This is a genomic window from Reichenbachiella sp., from assembly GCF_033344935.1.
Lineage (GTDB): Bacteria > Bacteroidota > Bacteroidia > Cytophagales > Cyclobacteriaceae > Reichenbachiella.
The window spans coordinates 3,610,213-3,632,271 of the sequence record NZ_JAWPMM010000001.1 but is presented as its reverse complement, the minus strand read 5'-3'; the positions used below and the strand labels follow the sequence as shown (position 1 = coordinate 3,632,271).

19 protein-coding genes are annotated in these 22,059 nt (G+C 38.8%); 15 read left to right on the top strand and 4 right to left on the bottom strand.

Translation table 11 applies throughout. The features are described from left to right. The first annotated feature begins 52 nt into the window (after positions 1–52). Together R8N23_RS15585 and R8N23_RS15580 are read left to right on the top strand one after the other, a co-directional pair. Positions 53–2,815, top strand: coding sequence for an alpha-amylase family glycosyl hydrolase (locus R8N23_RS15585; protein ID WP_318172541.1), 2,763 nt, complete (start codon positions 53–55; stop codon positions 2,813–2,815). Between the two features lie 24 nt (positions 2,816–2,839). Continuing rightward, on the top strand, positions 2,840–4,453 hold the full coding sequence (locus R8N23_RS15580; RefSeq protein ID WP_318172540.1) for an alpha-amylase family glycosyl hydrolase: 1,614 nt from the start codon (positions 2,840–2,842) through the stop codon (positions 4,451–4,453). Between the two features lie 47 nt (positions 4,454–4,500). Here the strand turns inward: R8N23_RS15580 and R8N23_RS15575 are convergent, their stop codons facing one another. Continuing rightward, positions 4,501–6,237: an ATP-binding protein gene (locus R8N23_RS15575; RefSeq protein WP_318172539.1), complete on the bottom strand. Its 1,737-nt coding sequence runs from the start codon at positions 6,235–6,237 to the stop codon at positions 4,501–4,503. Between the two features lie 234 nt (positions 6,238–6,471). Between R8N23_RS15575 and R8N23_RS15570 the strand changes: the two genes are divergently transcribed. Next, positions 6,472–7,149 carry a SiaB family protein kinase gene (locus R8N23_RS15570; RefSeq protein ID WP_318172538.1) on the top strand — a complete coding sequence of 226 codons (678 nt, stop codon included), beginning with the start codon at positions 6,472–6,474 and terminating at the stop codon, positions 7,147–7,149. A gap of 51 nt (positions 7,150–7,200) precedes the next feature. On the opposite strand, the gene R8N23_RS15565 is transcribed toward R8N23_RS15570, so the two are convergent. After that, complete coding sequence (locus tag R8N23_RS15565) at positions 7,201–7,626, bottom strand: OsmC family protein (protein WP_318172537.1); 426 nt, start codon at positions 7,624–7,626, stop codon at positions 7,201–7,203. Between the two features lie 53 nt (positions 7,627–7,679). Continuing rightward, positions 7,680–8,561 (bottom strand): MerR family transcriptional regulator, encoded by an 882-nt coding sequence (locus R8N23_RS15560; protein WP_318172536.1) that lies wholly within the window; start codon positions 8,559–8,561, stop codon positions 7,680–7,682. A gap of 165 nt (positions 8,562–8,726) precedes the next feature. Between R8N23_RS15560 and R8N23_RS15555 the strand changes: the two genes are divergently transcribed. The 5 genes from R8N23_RS15555 to R8N23_RS15535 all read left to right on the top strand — a co-directional run bounded on the left by R8N23_RS15555 (position 8,727) and on the right by R8N23_RS15535 (position 14,132). Further along, positions 8,727–10,505 (top strand): fasciclin domain-containing protein, encoded by a 1,779-nt coding sequence (locus R8N23_RS15555; protein ID WP_318172535.1) that lies wholly within the window; start codon positions 8,727–8,729, stop codon positions 10,503–10,505. Positions 10,506–10,582: 77 nt separating this feature from the next. Next, entirely contained in the window at positions 10,583–10,741 is a 159-nt protein-coding gene (locus tag R8N23_RS15550; RefSeq protein WP_318172534.1) for a Lacal_2735 family protein, read from the top strand. Positions 10,742–10,933: 192 nt separating this feature from the next. Beyond that, entirely contained in the window at positions 10,934–11,422 is a 489-nt protein-coding gene (locus R8N23_RS15545; protein ID WP_318172533.1) for an SRPBCC family protein, read from the top strand. An 18-nt stretch (positions 11,423–11,440) separates the two neighbouring features. Then, positions 11,441–12,856 (top strand): SDR family oxidoreductase, encoded by a 1,416-nt coding sequence (locus R8N23_RS15540; RefSeq protein ID WP_318172532.1) that lies wholly within the window; start codon positions 11,441–11,443, stop codon positions 12,854–12,856. 1 nt (position 12,857) lies between these two features. Further along, positions 12,858–14,132, top strand: coding sequence for a deoxyribodipyrimidine photo-lyase (locus R8N23_RS15535; RefSeq protein WP_318172531.1), 1,275 nt, complete (start codon positions 12,858–12,860; stop codon positions 14,130–14,132). On the opposite strand, the gene R8N23_RS15530 is transcribed toward R8N23_RS15535, so the two are convergent. Then, the gene (locus R8N23_RS15530; protein WP_318172530.1) at positions 14,129–15,613 is read right to left on the bottom strand and encodes an NAD(P)/FAD-dependent oxidoreductase; all 1,485 of its coding nucleotides are present in this window, start codon (positions 15,611–15,613) and stop codon (positions 14,129–14,131) included. The genes R8N23_RS15535 and R8N23_RS15530 overlap by 4 nt on opposite strands. Positions 15,614–15,826: 213 nt before the next feature. On the opposite strand from R8N23_RS15530, the gene R8N23_RS15525 reads away from it, so the two are divergent. From R8N23_RS15525 to pyk, 7 genes are all read left to right on the top strand, one after another. Continuing rightward, a complete protein-coding gene (locus tag R8N23_RS15525) occupies positions 15,827–16,327 on the top strand; it encodes a paraquat-inducible protein A (RefSeq protein WP_318172529.1) in 501 nt (166 codons plus the stop codon). A 79-nt stretch (positions 16,328–16,406) separates the two neighbouring features. Beyond that, positions 16,407–17,093, top strand: a complete 687-nt coding sequence (locus R8N23_RS15520) for a hypothetical protein (RefSeq protein WP_318172528.1) — start codon at positions 16,407–16,409, stop codon at positions 17,091–17,093. A 122-nt stretch (positions 17,094–17,215) separates the two neighbouring features. Further along, positions 17,216–18,253 carry a sensor histidine kinase gene (locus R8N23_RS15515; RefSeq protein ID WP_318172527.1) on the top strand — a complete coding sequence of 346 codons (1,038 nt, stop codon included), beginning with the start codon at positions 17,216–17,218 and terminating at the stop codon, positions 18,251–18,253. After that, the gene (locus R8N23_RS15510) at positions 18,240–18,962 is read left to right on the top strand and encodes a response regulator transcription factor (protein ID WP_318172526.1); all 723 of its coding nucleotides are present in this window, start codon (positions 18,240–18,242) and stop codon (positions 18,960–18,962) included. The genes R8N23_RS15515 and R8N23_RS15510 overlap by 14 nt, the downstream gene beginning before the upstream one ends. A gap of 35 nt (positions 18,963–18,997) precedes the next feature. Then, on the top strand, positions 18,998–20,065 hold the full coding sequence (locus R8N23_RS15505; protein ID WP_318172525.1) for a DUF4421 family protein: 1,068 nt from the start codon (positions 18,998–19,000) through the stop codon (positions 20,063–20,065). A 71-nt stretch (positions 20,066–20,136) separates the two neighbouring features. Then, positions 20,137–20,565: an IPExxxVDY family protein gene (locus tag R8N23_RS15500; RefSeq protein ID WP_318172524.1), complete on the top strand. Its 429-nt coding sequence runs from the start codon at positions 20,137–20,139 to the stop codon at positions 20,563–20,565. Positions 20,566–20,581: 16 nt separating this feature from the next. Next, positions 20,582–22,003: a pyruvate kinase gene (pyk, locus tag R8N23_RS15495; protein WP_318172523.1), complete on the top strand. Its 1,422-nt coding sequence runs from the start codon at positions 20,582–20,584 to the stop codon at positions 22,001–22,003. The last annotated feature ends 56 nt before the right edge of the window (positions 22,004–22,059 follow it).

Here is a 22,059-nt window from a genome sequence, read left to right as displayed (position 1 = left end):
TTTCTTTTTGCATCCGAGATGCGCTTTTCTCAACCATTCAATGGAAAACCATATGAACAAAATCTTACTTTGTCTAATTTTTATATCTACCCTAAGTTTTGGGCAGGTTACTACCGATCCTGTTTTTCCAATCGCTGATCAAGAGGTCACTATTACTGTGGATGTGTCCAGCACTGGCTTGGCAGGTTATAGTGATGATTTATGGATTTGGACTTGGGTGGATAAGACCTCGGGCGACATAGATGCCCCCACCAATGTAAATCCAGCCACAGCAGCCCAAAGTGCTGCGTTAATGACCCGATCGGATAGTGACGGTGATATTTATACTATTACGTTCACACCCACTACATTTTTTGGAGTAGCGGATGATGAAATTGAAAAAATTGGGCTTCTTTTAAAAGGAGCAGACTGGAGTGATGGACAAACGCCAGATTATGATTTTGATGTATTGTCCGATCAATTTGCTGTTAGCTTTACTAGTCCATCTTTGTTTCCTATTCTAGTGGATGCCTCGACGGCTATTGAGGTAGCTGTAGTCGCTTCTGAATCGGCTACTTTGACACTGAAAGTAAATGATGTCCAAGTTACTTCTGCAAGCAATACTACCACATTAGACCATACGCTGACAGCCGAGACAGAGGGTATACACGAAGTAACTATTGAAGCCAACAATGGATCAGAAGTAGTGGAAAAAAGCTTTACTTATACGGTCCGATCGGCCACTGTAGAAGCGGCCAGACCTGCCGGTGTCATTGATGGTATTAATTATCACACAGATAAAACCAAAGTAACGCTGAGCCTGTTGGCACCATTGAAAACCTCTGTCTATGTGGTTGGGGATTTTACTGATTGGAAAATCGACCCTGATTATCAAATGGCCAAAGATGGCGAACATTTTTGGTTAGAGGTGACTGGTTTGACCAGTGGTCAAGAGTATGCTTTCCAATATTTGGTGGACGAAGCCATTTGGATTGCAGATCCTCATGCCGACAAAATATTAGACCCAGATGATCAATGGATTTCTGAATCGACCTACCCTGGGCTTATGGACTATCCCGAAGGGGCGTTGCATTCTAAATGGTACGAGAATAGAGCGGCTGTTTTGCAAACCAATCAAACTACCTATACTTGGGAAAATACGAATTTTAAGAAGCCGGAGAAAGAAGATTTGATGGTTTATGAATTGCTGGTAAGGGACTTTTTAGGTGAGGATCATATGAATTACCAGGCGATGATAGATACACTAGATTACATTAAAGACCTGGGAGTAAATACCATAGAGCTAATGCCTATTATGGAATTTGGTGGAAATGATAGTTGGGGTTATAACCCAACGTTCATGTTTGCAGCAGACAAAGCTTATGGTACAAAAAACGATTTAAAAGAGTTTGTGGATAAAGCACATGGAAAGGGCATGGCAGTAATACTGGATATGGTTATGAATCAAAATGATATCCCATCTCCCTATGCCCAAATGTATTTTGATTTTGATGAATTCAAGCCCACGGCGGAAAACCCGTGGTTCAACCAGGAACCTAAACATCCTTTTAACGTGTTTTCAGATATCAACCATGAAAGCATCTATACCCAAAACTGGTTGGATTCTGTCAATCATTATTGGTTGAATGAATTCAAATTTGATGGTTATCGATTTGATTTATCCAAAGGGTTTACGCAAGTAGATTCGGATGATGATGTGAGTGCATGGGGTAAAAAGGATGATTCGAGAATTGCCCTCTTGAAACGCATGGCTGATGAAATTTGGTCTCATACTCCAGATGCTTATGTGATTCTTGAACACTTTGCTGATAATGATGAGGAAAAGGAATTATCAGATTATGGTATGATGCTTTGGGGTAATATTTATCATGATTACAATCAGGCTGCTATGGGATTCGGAGGGTCTATTGAATTGGCCTATTATGAGGATCGAGGTTGGACCAATAATTACTTAATTTCTTACATGGAGAGCCATGATGAGGAAAGACAAATGTATCAACTGCAGAATTTTGGAAAAACGAGCGGCAGTTATAGCATCAAAGATTTTAATACGGCCATAGATCGTTTGAAACAATCGGCTGCTTTCTTTTTTACTGTGCCCGGACCGAAGATGATCTGGCAATGGGGAGAATATGCTTATGATATTCCCATTGACGAAAATGGACGAACCGGACGAAAACCCGAGAAATGGGAGTACTTAGAAAATGCCAAAAGAAGAGAGTTGTATTTGACCTACAAGGAACTGATGAAATTAAGAAACGAATACGATGTGTTTACCAAAGGTGATTTTACGTGGTCGCCTGATGGTGTTCAGAAGTCTATCCATATTTCTAATTCGGATACCAGCGTCACAGTGATTGGAAACTTTGATGTGAGTTCGGGTTCAATAAATCCTGAGTTTCAACATACAGGCACCTGGTATGATTTTATCTCTGGAGAGGAAATTGAGGTGACCAACACTAGCAATACGATTAAACTTAGTCCGGGTGAATTTCACATCTATACCGATAAGAAGCTTCACACGCCTGCGGCGGGAATTGTTACGTCGATTGATTCAAGGCAGCTGAATGAGCAGTTGATGTTTTATCCAAATCCAGCAAATGATGTCTTGAACATTGATCTGGCTGGTTTGAGAGTTGAAGCCAAGGAGTATGAGTGGGTGATTTCAAATATCTTGGGGCAAGCAGTACAAAGTGGTAGGCTGGTGCCTACTCAGACAACCACGCTCAATGTATCGACTTTGACCAAAGGGCTATATACTTTTAGGTTGAAAAATGGTAATCAATCCATTTCAAGGAAATTCATCAAAAACTAAACCTCAAGAACGAACTCATAAAGAATGAAACTACAACAACTTTCTATTGTAATTTTAGGTTTGATTATGGCTGCTTCCTGTACATCGGATCAATCCATAAAAGAAGAACCTGCCTCGTTGACCAACTGGAATAAAAAGGTGTTTTACGAAATTTTCGTACAGTCCTTTGCTGACTCCAACGGAGATGGAATCGGGGATATTCCAGGAATGACCTCAAAGCTGGACTATCTGAGTGATCTTGGAGTAGATGCCATCTGGTTGATGCCTATGTCTCCATCACCGAGTTATCACAAGTATGATGTGGTTGACTATAGAGCGATACATCCAGATTATGGTACGATGGAAGATTTCAAAACTTTCATCAATGAGGCGCATAAACGAAACATCAAAGTGGTGATGGATTTTGTTATTAACCACAGTGGTTATGATCATCCATGGTTTCAGGATGCGATGACCGGTAAGCATGCGAAATACAGAGATTACTATGTATGGGCAGACAAGGACTCCATAGCCGAGCAAATTGCTAAAAAAGAAACCTCGTTCGATTCAGATAACATTCGCCAGTGGCATCCTGTTGAGGAGGACAATCCAGTGGGAGAACATTATTATGGATTCTTTTATGGCGGCATGCCGGATCTCAATTATGATAACCCTTTAGTCAGAGAGGAAATGTATGATGCTGGCAAATTCTGGTTGGAACAAATAGGAGTGGATGGGTTTCGATTGGATGCTGCCAAGCATATTTATCCGGACGACAGAGCTACAGATAGTCATGCTTTTTGGAAGGAGTTTAAAACTAAAATGGAGGAGGTTAATCCTGATGTATACTTGATAGGTGAGGTATGGGCCGATGCCGCCACCGCTTCACCATATGCAGCGGGATTTACCTCATTATTCAATTTTGATCGCGCCTTTAGTATTCTGGAGTCAATAAATAAGGAAAGAGTAGTGGCTGCAAATATCGCAGGTCATGGCTATGAAATAGACTCTAATGCGAACCTGACGGAGGTGATCAACACTTCTTTACCTTGGTTCAAAAAGTATAACTCTGATTTCGTCGAAGCAAGTTTTTTGAGTAATCATGACCAAAATAGAGTAGCTTCAGTATTAGGAGATGACGCGTCTAAAATTAAACTTTCGGCTTCGTTGCTATTCACTTTGCCGGGTACACCATATATATACTATGGTGAGGAAATTGGCATGCTGGGTATGAAGCCAGATGAGAACATTAGGGAGCCAATGCTTTGGGATGAGCTGTCCAATGATGAAATGAGAACTTCCTGGATGGAAGCCACTTATACTACCGATGAATCTGTCCGTTCAGTGGCATTTCAACAAAAAGAAAAGAAGTCTATTTTAAATCATTACAAAGGATTAATTAACCTTAAAAAACAAGATGTTTTCTCTTTGGGTGATATTCAGAACCTTGCTTTTGAAGGGACATCCATTATTGCATTCACTCGGAGATATGGAGATGAATCTGTCGCTGTAGTGCATAATCTCGCTGATCAGTCACAAACACTTAATGCAGAACTACTCAAAGGCTACAATACCTTGGTATGGCAAGAAGGAAAGGTAGAGCGCACGGAGTCGGCAATTGAATTGCAGGCTAGAGGTAGTGTGATATATAAAAAATAATAAAAACAGTTTTGGGTTACAGGGAATGTCGGGGGGCATTCCCTTTTTTATACTGCCTTCAATGAAACAGTGAATGTAGTCCCCTCATTAGGTGCTGATTCCCAGGTCAATTTACCTCCTAATAGTTCGGTGTATTTGGCCACAATAGAAAGTCCAAGGCCAGTCGATCGTTCTCCTGCTGTAGGTTTAGCACTTAATCGTTGGAATTTTTTGAACATCAATTGTTGATCTTCTTCTGTCATTCCAGGCCCTCCGTCTGTAAAATTGATCAAGTGGTGATCTCCCTTTTTTATTACTCTAATCCAAATAGCTTCTCCAAGAGGAGAGAACTTGATAGCATTGGATAGGAGGTTTTCAAATACATGAAATAGATATTGCTCCAGTCCCATCACGTTGTGCTCTCCTTCAGAATCAAAGGCCAAAGTAATTTTTTTGTCGAGGGCTTGTTTTTCATAATTGGCTATTACTTTATCAATGACATTGGTCAAATTAATAATGCGAAAATCTTCTGTGGATTTTGATTCTATTCGCTCTACATCCAGAATTCTAGTCACCATTTTGTTAAGCCTCCTCGATTCGGCAGCAATGTGCTTGATGGACCCTACTTGACTTTCTGATAAATTGTCATCCATCGCCAATAAGCCTGCTAGTGCAGTAATATTATTGATTGGAGCCCTCAGGTCGTGTGAAAGAATATTAATAAAGTTGTTTTTTTCTTCATCCAATTCCAGGAGTTCATTGTTTCGCTTGCTCAACAATTCATTTTGATTTTCAATCATCTCCCGATGGGCAGTCAATATTTTGTTGGCCTTAGATTTTATTTTGCTTCTATTGTACAAGGCGAAGGCAATTAAGAATACAATAACAACGCAGGCGATTAGCATATTAGTAATGTATTCCTGCTGTTGAACCTGTTTCGACCGTTCCAAAAGTTCTCGGTCGACAAGCTCTTTTTCCTTGAGAAGCAAGACCATTTCTTCATCCTCACCTTGCGAAATACTCTCAATCAGATCATATACATCACTTCCTAAATATTTTTGAATACCCTTATTTCTCAATATTTCGTATTCAGCACTTCCCAGATATTCATTGATGGGTGTTTCCCAATCACTACCTTTTTTGAAAATAATGCTGAAGCCAATGCCTTTAACCGGTAGGATAGGTTGTCGTTTGATAGCTAAATTTTGGTTGAGCGCTATAAGGTAATTTGGTAGGTCCATATAGCCAAACCTCCCTGACTGTTCCAATATTCCAGTTAGAATGTCATTACTCGATTCTTTGTATATAATATTAAAATCAATCGCATGTTCTTTCCTAATGTTCTTAAGGTATTGATCATAGGTGGTTTCCGATACGGAGACTGCTGTATATTCACCAAATTGTTCTTGAAACTCAGCTAAAGAACTGACCGTAGGAATGGATTTATCTGAGACCAGCACCTGGATGTCTGGAAAATATGGGTCCGAAAAGCCAACCGACTGTTCACGAACTGTTGTTCTGGAGATAATATCTAATCCAAACTCGCCTTCTTTGGGATTGTCTTTGATCAGTCCAAAAACATATTTGAAGCTTTCTTTAGATTGCCAGTCCAAATCGATGCGTATGCCGTATTTATTCCATAAAAAGTACTTGAATCCAACCATCATTTCGTATTCAAGACCTCGTAATGAGCCGTCTGATTCTTCGATTAGAAAGGGTTCTGTACTACGATAGTATATAGTTATTGATCCTTCTTTTTTCTTTTGAATCTCTGACCAACTTATTCCAGACCCTACCGTGTCCAAAAGGCAGGAAAAGTATAAAATTGTAAAGAAAATGCTTCTAATTACCCTCACGAGTCAAAGATAGCTAATCTCCTCAGAGCAAAAATCTTTGCTTGACTTTTATTAAACTCCTAATGAGAATCATAAAAATCAGAGGCTATTCTTTGCAAAATCCAAATAATTGGAGTTTAACATATTATTTTTGTAGATTTAAAGCCGAGTATATACAATGCCGTAGTATTAGTTTTCAGCTATATGGATAAAGAATCAAATGAAATGCTAGGCGCCTTCGATGAATGGAAGGATGAAAAAATTACTCAAAAGAATATGACTGAAGACGTAAAGAAAAAAAGCGAATCTGTGACAGATAATCCTAGTGCTAACAGCTTCGATTTGTATAATAAGATATATAATGAGAACGTGTTGCTCATGTACAAGGGGGCTATTACGTTTGACCTGGTTACCTCAGTAATTGAAACGCTAGATAGAAAGGTGAACATGACCGAGTCCGATAAAAAAGTACAAAAGCTTTTTTATAGTGCGGCGGTTGAATGTGTGCATAATCTTTATCACCATATGGATGAAGTGAAAGGCCATTTCAAGGAAATCTCCGAACATGATGCCAAATCAGGGTTGATCACAGTAATTGCGAAGGAAAAATATTACAATATCATCACTGGCAATTTTATTCCAACCAAACATACTTATGATTTGAAGGATAAGATTGAAGAAGTGAACAATACGGATAAAAACGGCCTTAGAGCACTCTATAAGGAAACACTTAGTAATGGGGAGTTTTCTGAAAAAGGTACGGCTGGATTGGGATTAATTCAATTAGCCAGAAAAACTGGAGAACGTTTGAATTATAAATTCGACAAGGTAAACAGTGAGTATTCTTATTTCACCTTTCAGATCAAAATCAACAGAGTATAATTCCTTCTTAAATATAAGAAACATGAAATCCTACTTCTGGTAGGATTTTTTTTATTCCTTCAATTTAGATTCAACAATAGCCTCTGCTTCTAGTGTCTTGTGTACTGGACAGGCATTTGCAATTTGCAGCATTCGCTGTTTTTGTTTTTCATCAAGATTACCTTCCAGACTTATGATGCGTTCAAAAACATCTACTTTTTGAGATTGATTTTCACAGTCTTCACAAACCTCTTTATAATCCTTAGCGTGCTTTACCTCAACTCTAATTCGAGTAACATCCCATTCTTTTCGATTGGCATATAAACGAAGGGTAATTGACGTGCAACTTGCTAACGCACCACATAATAGGTCATAGGGCGTGGGTCCCTTGTTTAATCCTCCAATTTCAACGGGTTCATCTACTAGTCCCATGTGGCCATCTGTACTGACTTGGGTGGTAAGTTCATCTTTAGTAATTGCAACAGCAAAAGTGCTCATGGTCTGATTGTTTGATTCATTTATAGAACAACATAGCTAAGTATAAGTTCATGCTATTTCTTGTATTCTGATAGAAATTGGCGAAAGTCTTCTGGTGATTGTAGAAAGTGTGTTTTGTTCTGATGTTGGGATTTTTTGATGATGTCGCCGTGACCCGAATAAAGCATTTTGGTATTGATATTCTTTAAAAAATCATCCATAGCTTGTGCAAATTTGGATTTTCGGGGAGATACGAACATGGTAAACAGGAGATCAGGCGACGTTTGTTTAGATATGATCTCAATATTTTCATAAGGGACATTTGAACCTAAATAATAGGTTTTCCATCCCAATTCCTTGGCGATGTAATTGGCCAATAATAAACCAATCTCATGGTCTTCACCTTCAAATAAATAAAGTAATAGACTCGGGGCTTCAGACCTTGCTAAAGGTAAATTTTCGGTTGCAGAGATCAACTTCTGTCTGATGAGGTTAGAAATGAAATGCTCTTGGGCAGGCATAGTTTTATTAATCCCCCATAGCACACCTACATGTTGAAGAAAGGGATAAATGAGCTGAATGAAAGTATTGACCAACCCATTTTTATTGATGTGTGTGTTGAATAGCTTGTTGAATCCAGCTTCATCCAGGTCAATCATCGACACGGTCAGAGATTTAATATCGTCTTGATAGTTTTCCTGCTGGCCTAGGAGAATGCTACTTATAAGATCATGGATTTTGTTGTCGTCCATGGCTGCGACTTTGGATATCTTATAATTATGCTTGAGTAGAATACCCACATTGATCAATTTTTTCAATTGTTTATCGGAGTAGTATCTAATATTAGTCTCGGTTCTATGAGGTTTAATGAAGTTGTATCGTCGCTCCCATACTCTAAGAGAATGTGCAGAAATACCTGTTAATGATTCAACTTGTGCTACGGTATAAGTAATCATGTCTAGATTTTATGTACGTAAAGATGAACAAAAAATATTTGTTACCCCTTACTAATACTCATTAGAGGCACTTTTGTTTAAAATGTCTAAAAAAATATTAAATAAATTAAACAAAAATGTAACGGTCTCGTAATATTGTCTAAGAAAAACAAAAATATGTTAGACATGAAAAATACATTCTTATTATCCTTCTTATTATTATTTTCAGTTTCGTTAGTCATGGTAAGCTGTGATGACGATGACAACAACATGGATGGAGACGATTCATCAAATGATATCGTCGCTGTACTACAGGCTAATGATTTCAATATTTTAGCTGCTGCAGCAACGCAGGCTGGATTGATTGAAACTTTGCAAGGTGATGGTCCTTTCACTGTTTTTGCACCAACGGATGCCGCATTTGCACAATTGCTGATTGATCTAGGTGTAGATGGTTTAGGAGATATCTCAAACTTAGACTTGGTCGAAGTTTTGACTTATCACGTGGTCGCTGCAGAGGTTTATTCCGCGGATGTAGCTGATGGAGACGTAACTACTGTGAATGGAGCCGATATTACATTAGCTACTTCAGATGGCATTACAGTCAATGGCGTTTCTGTAGTTTCTCCTTTTGATTTAGCTGCTTCTAATGGCGTTGTACATGCTATCGATGAAGTATTAGTACCTGAGGGCTTCGAATTATCTCCAACCAAAGATATTGTAGCAACTGCAGTAGCTAGCGGTTATAGTTCATTAGCCGCTGCTTTAACTCGAGCTGATTTAATAAGTGCATTACAGGCTGACGGACCATTCACAGTTTTTGCTCCGACAGATGCTGCATTTGCAACGTTATTGACTACAATTGGCCAGGAGAGCATTGATGATGTCCCTGTAGACGTCCTTGTAGAGATTCTGAAGTATCATGTAGTAAGTGGAGAAGTACCTTCTTCAGCGGTTACAGCTGGTAATGTAGCTACACTTCAAGGTGACGAAATTACATTGGCAACTGAGGGTGGAATTACGGTGAATGGAGCGAAGGTTGTTAGCCCATTTGATGTAGAAACGACTAATGGCATTATTCATACTATCGATGCCGTACTTGTGCCTGAGGATGTATTGGCATTCGTAGGAACTGTTCTCGAACCAGCTTATTTCAACAAGAACTTTACCACTCTAATAACTGCTGCAGTAAAAGCAGACTTAGTTACTACCATTTTAGATGCAGAAGCACTAACAATTTTTGCTCCTACAAATGAGGCATTTACAGCATCGGGTATCGATTTGGATGCTGCAACCTCAGCAGCAGTAGCAGATATATTAAAATATCATGTGGTAGGATCTAAGGTATTAAGTTCCGGAATTCCAGCGAACGCTGAAACCTTGCAAGGTGATGACATCTACTTTTCTTTAGTTGATGCAGGAAATTTCATCAATGGGTCAGCCGAGATCACCACAGTGGATGTGGAATCTGGTACTGGTGTGGTGCATATCATTGACGAAGTATTGGAGCCAGCAGCTGGAACAATAGTGGATGTAACCTCAGCACTTGCCGACGATGGATCATTTACTTCTCTATTAGCTGCCCTAACAAGGACGGCAGGAGAAGGATCTCCACAAGATTTAGTTGCTGTTTTGAATGGCGCAGGTCCTTACACAGTTTTTGCACCTACGGACGCTGCTTTTACCGAATTGTTGGACAGCAATGAGTCATGGACTACTTTGAATGACATTCCGATTGCTACATTGGTAGATGTTTTGAAATACCATGTTGTATCGGGTAGAGTGTATGATGTAGACTTGGCTGGAGCACTAACTGCCAACAAAGTAGCCTCTGTAGAAGGAACGGATTTAACATTCGATTTAACAGAATTAACCATTAACACGAGTGCCAACATTACGGGTACAAATGTTCATGCTACGAATGGTGTAATACATGTGATTGACGAAGTGTTGTTGATCCCATAAAAGAAACGTAATTGGTTATTGTAGAGTGAAGATCGAGGACGAGACGCGTCCTCGATCATTTTTAAATTTTTAGAAATATGTTCAGAAGTTATTTTCAAAGGTCAGCAAAAAGAAAACTGGAAAAGAAATACGCAAAACTGCTAAATGAGGCTCACCGATTGTCAACAATCAATCGAGCATTGAGCGACCAGAAGATGGCAGAAGCTGATCATGTACTTCAACAATTAAATACTTAATCCTACAACTATGGTGTCATTTTTTAGAAAAAAATCTAAGTCTGCAAAGGAGAAATTGGAAGAAAGGTACGACAGAATAATGTCTGAAGTTCACGAATTCACTACCCAAAAAGGGCAATTTATAGACCGGAGATTAGAGCAAAAGCTAATGGAGGCTCAGCGCTTGTTTCAACAAATATCACAGCTCTAGACATGGCTTTTTATCAATACTTCAAAGCACAGGTGATCGATGCAAGTAAGGCGGAGCTTTGGGATTTTATATCCTCTCCAAGGAATCTCAAGTTGATTACTCCGGATCATATGGGGTTTGATATCACCTCTTCGCATGCGGAAGAAAAGATGTACGAGGGCATGATTATTTCATATGAGGTCAGTCCTTTGCTGGGGTTGAAAACAGAATGGGTAACTGAAATCACACATATAAGAGATCAGGAATTTTTTGTGGATGAGCAGCGAATCGGGCCGTATGTCATGTGGCATCATCAGCATATTTTGGATGTAATAGATGGGGTGGTGGTAATGAAAGATATTATTTCCTATCAGCCGCCATTTGGCTTTTTAGGAGCTATAGCAAATAGTCTATTTATAAAGAAAAAACTGGATGAAATATTCGATTACAGAGAAAAGGCTGTTGACGACTATTTTGGTAAAGTCGATAGTACACAAATGACAATCGTGTAATTATTGATATCTTGAAGAATGAAGATATTACTTACAGGAGCTACTGGATATATTGGAAAAAGACTGCTTTTAGAATTGGTCAGAAATGACCATCATGTAGTATGCTGTGTGAGGGATAAGAACCGTTTCAATCCTCCGAATGCGGTACGAAAAAATCTTGAAGTTATTGAAATTGACTTCCTAAACCCATCTAATACAATTCGTCTTCCTGACAATATAGATGCGGCTTATTATCTCATGCATTCTATGGCTTCTTCTTCAGATTATGAAGAGTTGGAGTATAGAGTGGCTAATAATTTCAAATCAATTATTGAAAACAAAGGAATCAAGCAGGTCATTTATCTAAGTGGGATTGTTAATGAAACTGCTTTATCGAAGCACCTCTCTTCCAGGAAAGCGGTAGAAGCAGTACTTTCAGAAGGAAAATATCATTTGACCACCCTGAGAGCAGGGATTATTATTGGATCAGGAAGCGCTTCTTTTGAAATCATCCGTGACTTGGTCGAGAAGCTTCCTGTGATGATCACTCCTAAATGGTTAAATACCAAAAGTCAGCCTATCGGTATCAAAGATGTCATTGATATCTTGTCTAAGAGTTTAGGCGAACAAAAACTTTATGATCGAAATTTGGACATAGGTGGTCCGGATGTGCTGAGTTATAAGCAAATGCTCTTGCAATACGCAGAGGTGCGTGGATTGAAACGATATATTTATACCGTACCAGTAATGACTCCACGCTTATCCTCTTATTGGCTGTACTTTGTTACTTCTACGTCGTATAAATTGGCTACTGCGTTGGTCAGTAGTATGAAAGTGGAAGTAATTTGCCGAGATACCCAAATCAATGAGATTCTTAATGTCCAACCAAGCTCATATCAAGAATGTCTCAGAAAAACCTTCATGAAAATTGAAGATCATGAAATAGTTTCCAGCTGGAAAGATGCTTTAGGTAGCGGAGTTCTGACGCAACATTTATCTGATTTTATGAAAGTACCATCATTTGGTTGTTTTGTGGATCAAAGGACTTCATTGATATCTGATCAAAAGGTTACGGTGGATCGAATTTGGCAAATAGGTGGAGATAGAGGTTGGTATCATGCTACATGGCTCTGGCAATTACGAGGATTTATGGACAAAATATTTGGAGGTGTGGGACTTCGCAGAGGAAGGTCGCACCCGGATCAGTTAGCCACAGGGGATGCGGTAGATTTTTGGAGAGTCCTTCTCGCAGACAAAACCAAAGGAAGGTTGCTTTTGTTTGCAGAAATGAAATTGCCAGGAGAGGCTTGGCTGGAATTTAAAATTGTCGGCAAAGAATTGATACAAACAGCTACATTTCGGCCAAAGGGTATCTGGGGCCGATTGTATTGGTACATGGTATATCCCTTTCACGGGGTCGTTTTTAGTGGAATGTTGAAGGAACTTTCGAAATAGTATGGAACTAGTCGCACTATGGCTAAGAAGAGATTTGAGATTGGAGGATAATACTGCCCTTTATCATGCCATGCAATCAGGAAAAAAGGTATTGCCAGTATTTATCTTTGATCAACAAATTTTGTCTGAATTGCCAAACAATGATGCACGAGTGTCATTCATTTATGATTCGTTGGCAGATATTCATATTCAATTGAAAAAAGCTGGGAGCTCTTTATGTGTTCGGATAGGCACCCCACGGGAGGTGTGGGAAGAGTTGATGAAGGAGTATTCAATTAAAAGCATTTATGTCAATGAAGACTACGAACCATACGCAATCCAAAGAGATGAGTCGATCAAGCAACTAGCGATTTCGCATGGAGTAGAATTTCACTCTTTTATAGATCAGGTGGTTTTTCATCCAAATGAAGTGCTCAAACCTTCTGATGGAAAACCTTATACCATTTATACACCATACAAAAATAAGTGGCTGGAAAAGTACCAATCCCATCCATGTAAAATCTTACCAAAAATTGATAAAAGCGGATTTCATCCTTTGGATATTGAATTTCCTAGTTTGGAATCACTCGGTTTCACGCGAAGTACGATCAAGGTAAGACCATACGATTTGTCTCAGCTAGATGACTATGAAAGCAGCAGAGATATTCCCGCGAAGGATGCTACCAGTTATTTGAGTGTGCATTTGAGATTTGGTACAGTTAGTATCAGGCAAGTTATACATCAACTCAAGTCTGAGGATAAGGTGTTTTTAAGTGAGTTGGTTTGGCGGGAGTTTTTTATGCAGATCTTATATCACTTTCCGGATGTCGTAGGCCAAAACTTCAAATCCAAGTATGACGGTATTGAATGGAGAAATGATGAAAATGATTTTGAGAAATGGAAGAACGGAGAGACAGGTTATCCAATGGTTGATGCTGGCATGCGTCAACTGAATGAAACAGGCTATATGCACAATAGAGTGCGAATGGTGGTAGCTAGTTTTCTATGCAAACATTTGCTGATTGATTGGAGATGGGGAGAAGCATATTTTGCTGAGAAGCTATTAGATTATGAACTTTCATCAAATAACGGCAATTGGCAGTGGTCAGCCGGAACTGGATGTGATGCTGCTCCATATTTTAGAGTCTTCAATCCTTCAGAACAACTCAGAAAATTTGACCCTAAAATGGAATACACAAAAAAATGGGTGACAGAATTCTTGCCACCCATTGTAGATCATTCATTCGCAAGAAAAAGAGCTTTGGAAGTTTACAAAGCGGGGATCAACTCAAATTAAGCGAACGCTACATTTTTTAATTCACCATTTTCAAAACTGGTACATCTCATAGCATCTCTAAGCACGCCTGGCTTCAGCATAGACTTGTTGAGAAGCATACGTACACATTCCTGAATACCTTCGATGATCGAAGGGTGAGGGTGTATGAGTTCGGCCAGCTCTTCGATTCCTTTGTTCATAGAAATCAATAGGGCAACAGCTTCAATCGAACTGGATGCATGCTCTCCAACTACCCGCATACCAAGGACTCTCATTTCTTCATCATTGGACACAATAACCTTGATAAAACCTTCGGTATTTCGCATCGCAATAGCTCTGGAAATACAGCTGTAGTCCAAACTCACTACTTTATGAGGAATGTTTTGTTCGCGTGCCCTGATCTCGTTTAGTCCTACACCGGCAACTTCTGGTGCTAAGAACATGATCGTTGAAATATTTTCATAAATCAGATCTTTTTCAGGCTTGCCAAATATCTTTTCAATAGAATATCGACCTTCAAGTTCACCCACATTCACCAACGCAATATCAGCGGTGATATCACCAACAGCATAAATGTTTGGTACAGATGTTTGAGTCAGGTCATCAATAATACCTCTGCTATCCATATTGATTTTCACAGAAGCGGAGAGTAGATTTTCATAGTTAGGGATACGACCGACAGATACTAAGGCTTTCTCTACATGGAAAATTTCTTTTGATCCATTTTCATATTCTAAAGTGTAAACGACCATGCCATTTTCCACTCTCATATCCATCAGTTTGGAATTTCTATGAATCAGTACTTCCTTGCTTTCGAGGTTTTGCTCGATGATTTTTACAATGTCCTCATCCTCGAAAGGAAGAATACGATCGCCCTTATCGATCATGTGCACTTTGGTTTGTCCGAAGTTGGAGAAAATCGTAGCAAACTCACACCCGATAACTCCTGCTCCAACAATCACCATGCTTTTAGGAAATTCTTTCAGGTTTTCAATACCATCACTAGTCAGTATAATATTTTCATCAATTGGAATGTTGTCCAATTTTCTTGGTCGACTTCCAGTAGCTAAAATGATATTGTCAGCTTCAATTTCAAACTCACCATCTTCCGTGCGAACTACGACCACGTTTTCCCCGACCACTTTGGCTATGCCTTGGCGGAAATGGAACAAGTCTGCTCCAGCATTGAGATTGATATTGTGCATGTGGTGCTCCAACAGCTCGCGTCTTTTGCTTACTGCTTTATTGACCTCTTCTTTTAATATTTGAAAGTTGTGCTTCGGTGTAGGAACATTAGTGGCTTTACAGTGTGACCTAAGTGCAAAAGCTTCTCGGGACAATTCCCACCAGGTTTTACTAGAAAGTGCACCATTGTGAATCCCTGCACCACCAATCTTATTCTTCTCTATGAGTAATACTTTCTTTTTGAAATCTACCGCTCTCATCGCTGCAGCATACCCTGCTGGTCCACCGCCTATTACGCATACGTCGTACTTATCCATGTTGAATATCAAGTTTTAAATTAGGGTAGCTGATTGAGTCCTATATAAAATTTAAGAATAAAAATTAATATTAGTAATAAATTGACACTTATATCTGATAAATATGGTTCTATTTTAATTCGGGTAGGCAATTGTCATAATATGCTTATACTTGTATATCCTGAACTATTTGCAGCCTAACCTTCATGTCAAAAATTACAAAATAAACTCCCGATGCTTAAGAGAAATATTGCAGCATTAATACTCACTATAGTGTCTTTGTGCCTACTGTATCCCGGGCTTACTAAGCCTATTCTTCAGGTTGTTATCTCAGCTGAATTACCGATTATTGGAAAAACTACATTTTATGAACAGACGCAGAGTATTTTAGAAACGGTAGATACGCTTTACAACACAAATAACAAGTTTGTAGCTATTCTGATCTTCCTGTTTAGTGTAATTATTCCTTTCACCAAAGGGGTGATCATTTTAGCTGTTCTTTTGGTTAAAAATTTCGCTTTTAAGTCCAAATTATACCGATTTGTATTCATTATAGGAAAATGGTCGATGGCTGACGTATTTGTGGTAGGTGTATTCATGGCCTATTTGTCTACCCAATCTAATAGTTCTATTGAGGCTAATCTACTCGAAGGATTCAACTATTTTGCTTTTTACTGCATCCTGTCACTTCTTGGGATTCAGATGACTACTATAGACAAACCAAAGACCAACTGACCCAATGCTTCAAAAGCTTAAAATACTTTGGATCACCCTTCTTGCTATTTTCTTAACCTGTTTCTTATTGTTTGAATATATGGATGAGAGCTTACCTGAAGGTAAATTGGGTGATGAAGCCGATACGCTGGCTCAAAAAATGCTTACTTCTATCAATGACAAGGCCTGGCAAAATACAGGTGCTGTGAGTTGGGGCTATGATGATCGAACCTATATCTGGGATCGCAAGAGGCATCTGACGGAAGTTATTTATGAAGGGCATCAAGTGTTGTTGGATTTAAACAATCGATTGGGAGTTATTGTCGGAGTAAATAATGAATTAACCGAAGAAGAAAAGATTGAAATTTGTCATTGGGCCTGGAGATATTGGTGTAATGATTCTTTCTGGCTAAATCCAATTAGCAAAGTTTTTGACCCTGGAACAGAGCGTAGAGTGGTTGACTGGCATGGGCAGAAAGCGTTGTTAGTTACTTACACATCCGGAGGGTCAACGCCAGGAGATTCTTATTTGTGGATTCTTGACCAAAACGGAAGGCCGACAAGCTGGAAACTTTGGGTGTCAATTATACCTATTGGAGGCATGAGATTTAGCTGGGACAAATGGGTGGAATTGGAAACAGGAGTAATGATTTCTACTTATCATTTTAATATGGTAAAAACAATCCCATTGCATAACCCAGTCGGAAAGACTGAGTTGATGGAAATGGTTGGGAGAGATATATTCGGACCGATTTTGAATGCTTCTACAGAACTAGTTTCCTTTTAATCAATTATTGTTTTTCGTCTTCGACATTCGTTAGATAGACGTTGCTAGACTGCTGTCTGTAGGAGTGCGTACTTCGTGGTCTGTGCTATTGTCGTGAATTCTTCATCTTTGTACCTCTATATATGCAAGAATTTAAGAAAGAGTGGGTTTGGCATGTTTTGTTTTGGTTAGGCTATTTGCTAATCAAAATTTTCATCGTAGAGTTTTTTAGAGAAGATTTTGGGGTCGTACTTCTTGTAGAGCTGATCAGCTTGCCACTCAAAATGTTTCTGGTGTATGCCTTGATCTTTTACTTGATTCCGAGATTTTTACTCAAAAAGCGCTATTTAGAATTTACCGCTTGGTTGGTGATTCTGGTAGTCTTTGCTGCCTTTGCCCGCAGAGTGACGGATATTTATATTACCTACCCAATTAGTATGCTCTATTTTGATAAAGCTGATTTTTGGGATTTAAGTACGGCGTTTAGGAATTTGGTGTTTGTCTATCCAGTGGTAGGTTTAGGTACGGCTATTTATCTGATGTCACATTGGATCAAAGATTACCAAATGAGAACTCAGCTACAGCAAGAAAAACTTCAGACCGAGCTTAAATATCTAAAAGCACAGGTCCATCCTCATTTTTTATTCAACACCATCAATAACATCTATTCTTTATCATTAGATCAGTCCCCTAAGACCTCGCAAGCTTTATTAGAATTGTCGGATCTGTTGAGCTACATGCTCTATGAATGTAATGTGGATAGGATTTCTTTGAAGAAGGAAATTGAACTAATTGAAAACTATATCAACCTGGAAAAACTACGGTATAGTGAGCGCTTAGATCTTCAGTTTCAAGTAGAAGGCAATTTGCACGAAGTAACGGTTGCTCCATTAATTCTTCTTCCATTTGTAGACAATTGCTTTAAACATGGCGCTGGGGATAGTATTGAGGCGTGTTTTGTTCATTTCCATTTAAAAGTGGAAAATCAAAAAATACATTTGAATTTGAGCAACAACATAGCTGAAAAAACGGCAAATGCAGGTGGTAAATCTGGGATCGGTTTGTCGAATGTACGAAAAAGGCTAGAAAGAGAATACCCTGAGCAATACCAACTAAACATAATTCAAACAAGTGAAATCTATAAGGTAGAACTAATTATTGATCTCGATGAAAAAGCTTAGTTGTATCATAGTAGATGACGAGCCACTGGCCGCTAATGTATTGGAGAAATATGTTCAAAGACTTGATCATTTGAATCTGGTTGGCAAAGCAGAAAATGCTATTCAAGCTTTCAATCTGATAAATTCAGAACGTATTGATCTGATGTTTCTTGATATAAAAATGCCTCAAATTACAGGTATTGATTTTATAAAATCTCTCAACAATCCACCGGCTGTGATTTTTACAACGGCCTATCGAGATTTTGCACTAGAAGGGTTTGAAATGGATGCCGTTGATTATTTGCTCAAGCCGATTTCATTTGAAAGGTTTATGAAAGCAGTTGGGAAGGTGAGCGTCTCTTATGTAAGCGATCCAAAATTGATGAATGAAGTGGGTAGCCAAACAATAACAAGAGATTACATTTTTGTTCGTGAAGATAAGCGAATGAAGAAGGTGCTGTTGGCTGATATTCTATTTGTAGAAAGTATTAAGGATTATGTTAAAATTATTACCAGAAAAGATACTGTTCTGACCTACCTTAAAATGAATTACTTAGAGGGCAATTTGCCAGTCAATCAATTTGTTCGAATTCACAAATCATTTATTGTGCGCATTGAGGCGATACAAGGTTACACCTCATCCGAAGCGGAGGTAGGAGATGTTACTATTCCAATAGGGAGGCATTATAAGCAGAAAGTTCTTGAAGTTTTGAATGATTTGATTCTTTGATTGTTCAAGCTTGATTTTTTTGAATATTTTCGATTATGAAATATTTGATGCTGTCAGGCTTTCTGATTTTAGGGCACATACTTTTTGCGCAGAATAATTCAACCAAGGAATTTGAGCATAAACAGGACACCAATTATATAGCGTCATATACATCTAAATTAGATCTTACTACGCGCTTCTATAATTCAGTGAAGTTTTCGAGATATGTGCTTAGAGATTCCAGATACGAGGAGCGTTTGAGGTATGCTTCGAATGAAAATCTTATTATCGGGGTAGGAGTCAGCTATCGAAGAGCAACTTTCAATCTAGGGCTGAATTTTCCGTTTGTGAATAGTTGGGATGAAAAGGATAAAGGGAAAACCAAATATTTAGATGCGCAGATACATTATTATTTGGATAAATACGTCTTTGATGCATGGTTGAGTACCTATAGGGGGTATCACTTGACTAACCCCCATGAAACAACCACGCAGGATTTGTCCGACAGCTCTTTTCCGATTCGACCAGAGATGAGAAATACAAATTTTAGTTTTAATCTGGTTCGCATACTCAACAGTGGAAAGTTCTCGTTTAGAGCAGCATTTGCCCAGGATGAATGGCAGAAAAAAAGTGCCGGCTCATTTTTGATAGGCATGGAATACAATATGATGTTTTCTAAAGGAGATAGTTCATTTATTCCTTCAAACACTAAAGAGTCTGATTATTTTGATAACTATCAAATAAAAAAAAGTACAATAGTGAACTTAGCAATTAGTGGAGGGTATGGGCATACATTCGTCATGGCACGGCATTTCTATTTTTCGATTGTAGCTACTATGGCCTTGGGAGGGTCTTTTACTGTTTTGGAGTCTGATGATGCTACTCAGAATGATGTGGATGGATTGACCTTCAATATCAATTACTCCACAAAAGTGGGATTGGGCTACAATAGCAAGACTTTTCAAATTGGATTAGCAACTGTACAGACCTTTATGACGAATCATACACCCTTGGATCATTCACTGATTACACAAAATCCTGGAAATGTACGAATAAACTTAATCAAACGATTTGTACTGAATAAGCCAATTAGGCTGCCTATTCTTAATAAAATACTGGATTAGTACTAATAGTTGCAACGAAAGTTTGAATTCATTGAAAATGTTGTCAATTTTGACCTTCAATGAGCCGGTCAGTGAAGAAGCTAAAACTAAAAGCAGATTATAGCTATGATTTTCATCTGATAGGTATCATTTCTCAATCCAAAGACTATACAGTTTCGTGGGCTATTAACAAAGCACTAGGCATTGGATTGAGTAAAGAGTCAGATCTTGAAGTGGATTTGAAAAATGCTGAAAAATTGATTGTTTCAAACTTTGTTTTTGAAAATGATTTTCGACGTTTTACCCTTCTGGCTAACAAGGTGGTGACTGAGACTGCAATGACCCAAAAACTATTTGTTCCGTCTCTGGGAACTTTTGATTTTTTACTGAAGATAGAAGAGTTTGAAGAAACCTCCGATTTGGAAATGCTCTTCTCAGCGTTAAGACGATCCGAAAAGATCGACTCTATCGTGAAATTGGATGTGAATAAAATCAAGGAAAAAGAGAGTTTTTTATTCTAAACAAACACACATATTGATGCAATCGAAACGGGCGAAAATCATTGCCACACTGGGTCCGGCAAGTGAGAAAAAGGAAGTTATCATACAATTGATTGAGGCTGGAGCAGACGTCTTTCGACTCAATTTTTCCCATGGTACGCATGATGATCATTTACAAAGGATCAACATGATCAATGAAATTAATGAAGAGTTAGGAACCAATATCTGTACGCTTCAGGATCTCCAAGGCCCGAAAATTAGAATCGGTCAAATGGAGAATGGTGAAGCGGAGATCATACCTGGTCAGCAGCTAATTATCAGCACAGAGGATGTGATGGGTACCAGCGACAAAGTGAGTACTACTTACAAGCCTTTGGCTACAGATGTCGTACCTGGCGACTTGATTCTGGTAGATGACGGAAAGTTGCAATTAAAAGTGACTTCTTCAGATGGAAAGGACGTAACGACTGAGGTCGTTCATGGTGGTATGCTTAAATCCAGAAAAGGCATCAATCTTCCAAACACAGCTATTTCCGCTCCTTCATTGACAGAAAAGGATAGAGAAGATTTAGAATTTGGCCTCGAGCACGATGTGCAGTGGGTAGCACTTTCTTTCGTAAGAAATGCCAAAGACATTCATGAGCTTAGAGAAATAATCAACAGCAAAGGCAAGCAGACTAAGATTGTTGCTAAAATTGAAAAGCCTGAGGCTGTGGCAGATATCGATGAAATCATCGACGCAACAGACGCTATCATGGTGGCACGTGGTGACCTTGGAGTGGAAGTATTAATGGAGGATGTGCCGATGATTCAAAAACGAATTGTGGCCAAATGTAACAAACTCGGAAAGCCTGTAATCATCGCTACTCAGATGTTAGAGAGTATGATTGATAATCCACGTCCTACGAGAGCGGAAGCCAATGATGTAGCCAATTCAATTTTGGATGGTGCTGATACGGTTATGCTTTCAGCTGAATCTGCGTCAGGAAGTTTTCCTGTTGAGTCCGTAGAAGCGATGTCTAGATGTATATTGTCTATTGAAGATCGCGCTAGCGTAGTCTTCAATAAATTCTGGGAAGACAATCAGAGCGAAACAGCTAAAAATGATATGCTTGTAAAATCAGCATGTCAATTAAGTAAGTCTGTAGGAGCCAAGGCGATTATTGGCATGACAAAGTCTGGTTATACCGCTTTTAGTTTGGCGAAAAACAGACCAGAAGCGGATATCTACATATTCACCAGCGACAAGCATTTACTTAAAACGGTCAATTTGATCTGGGGAGTAAAGGGCTTTTTCTATGATAAACAGAAGCCAATCGACGAAACTTTCGATGAAGTATTAGAGATATTGAAAGGTAAAGGTTTGGTTGAGAGTGGAGATGTGTATATAAACACTGCTTCGATGCCATTGCACTGGCAAGAAAGAACCAATATGATGAAACTCGATGTGGTAAAATAATTACCACATTCATAGATTCAGATAGGCAAATTTTATAGTTTTAAGCCCTCATTTAT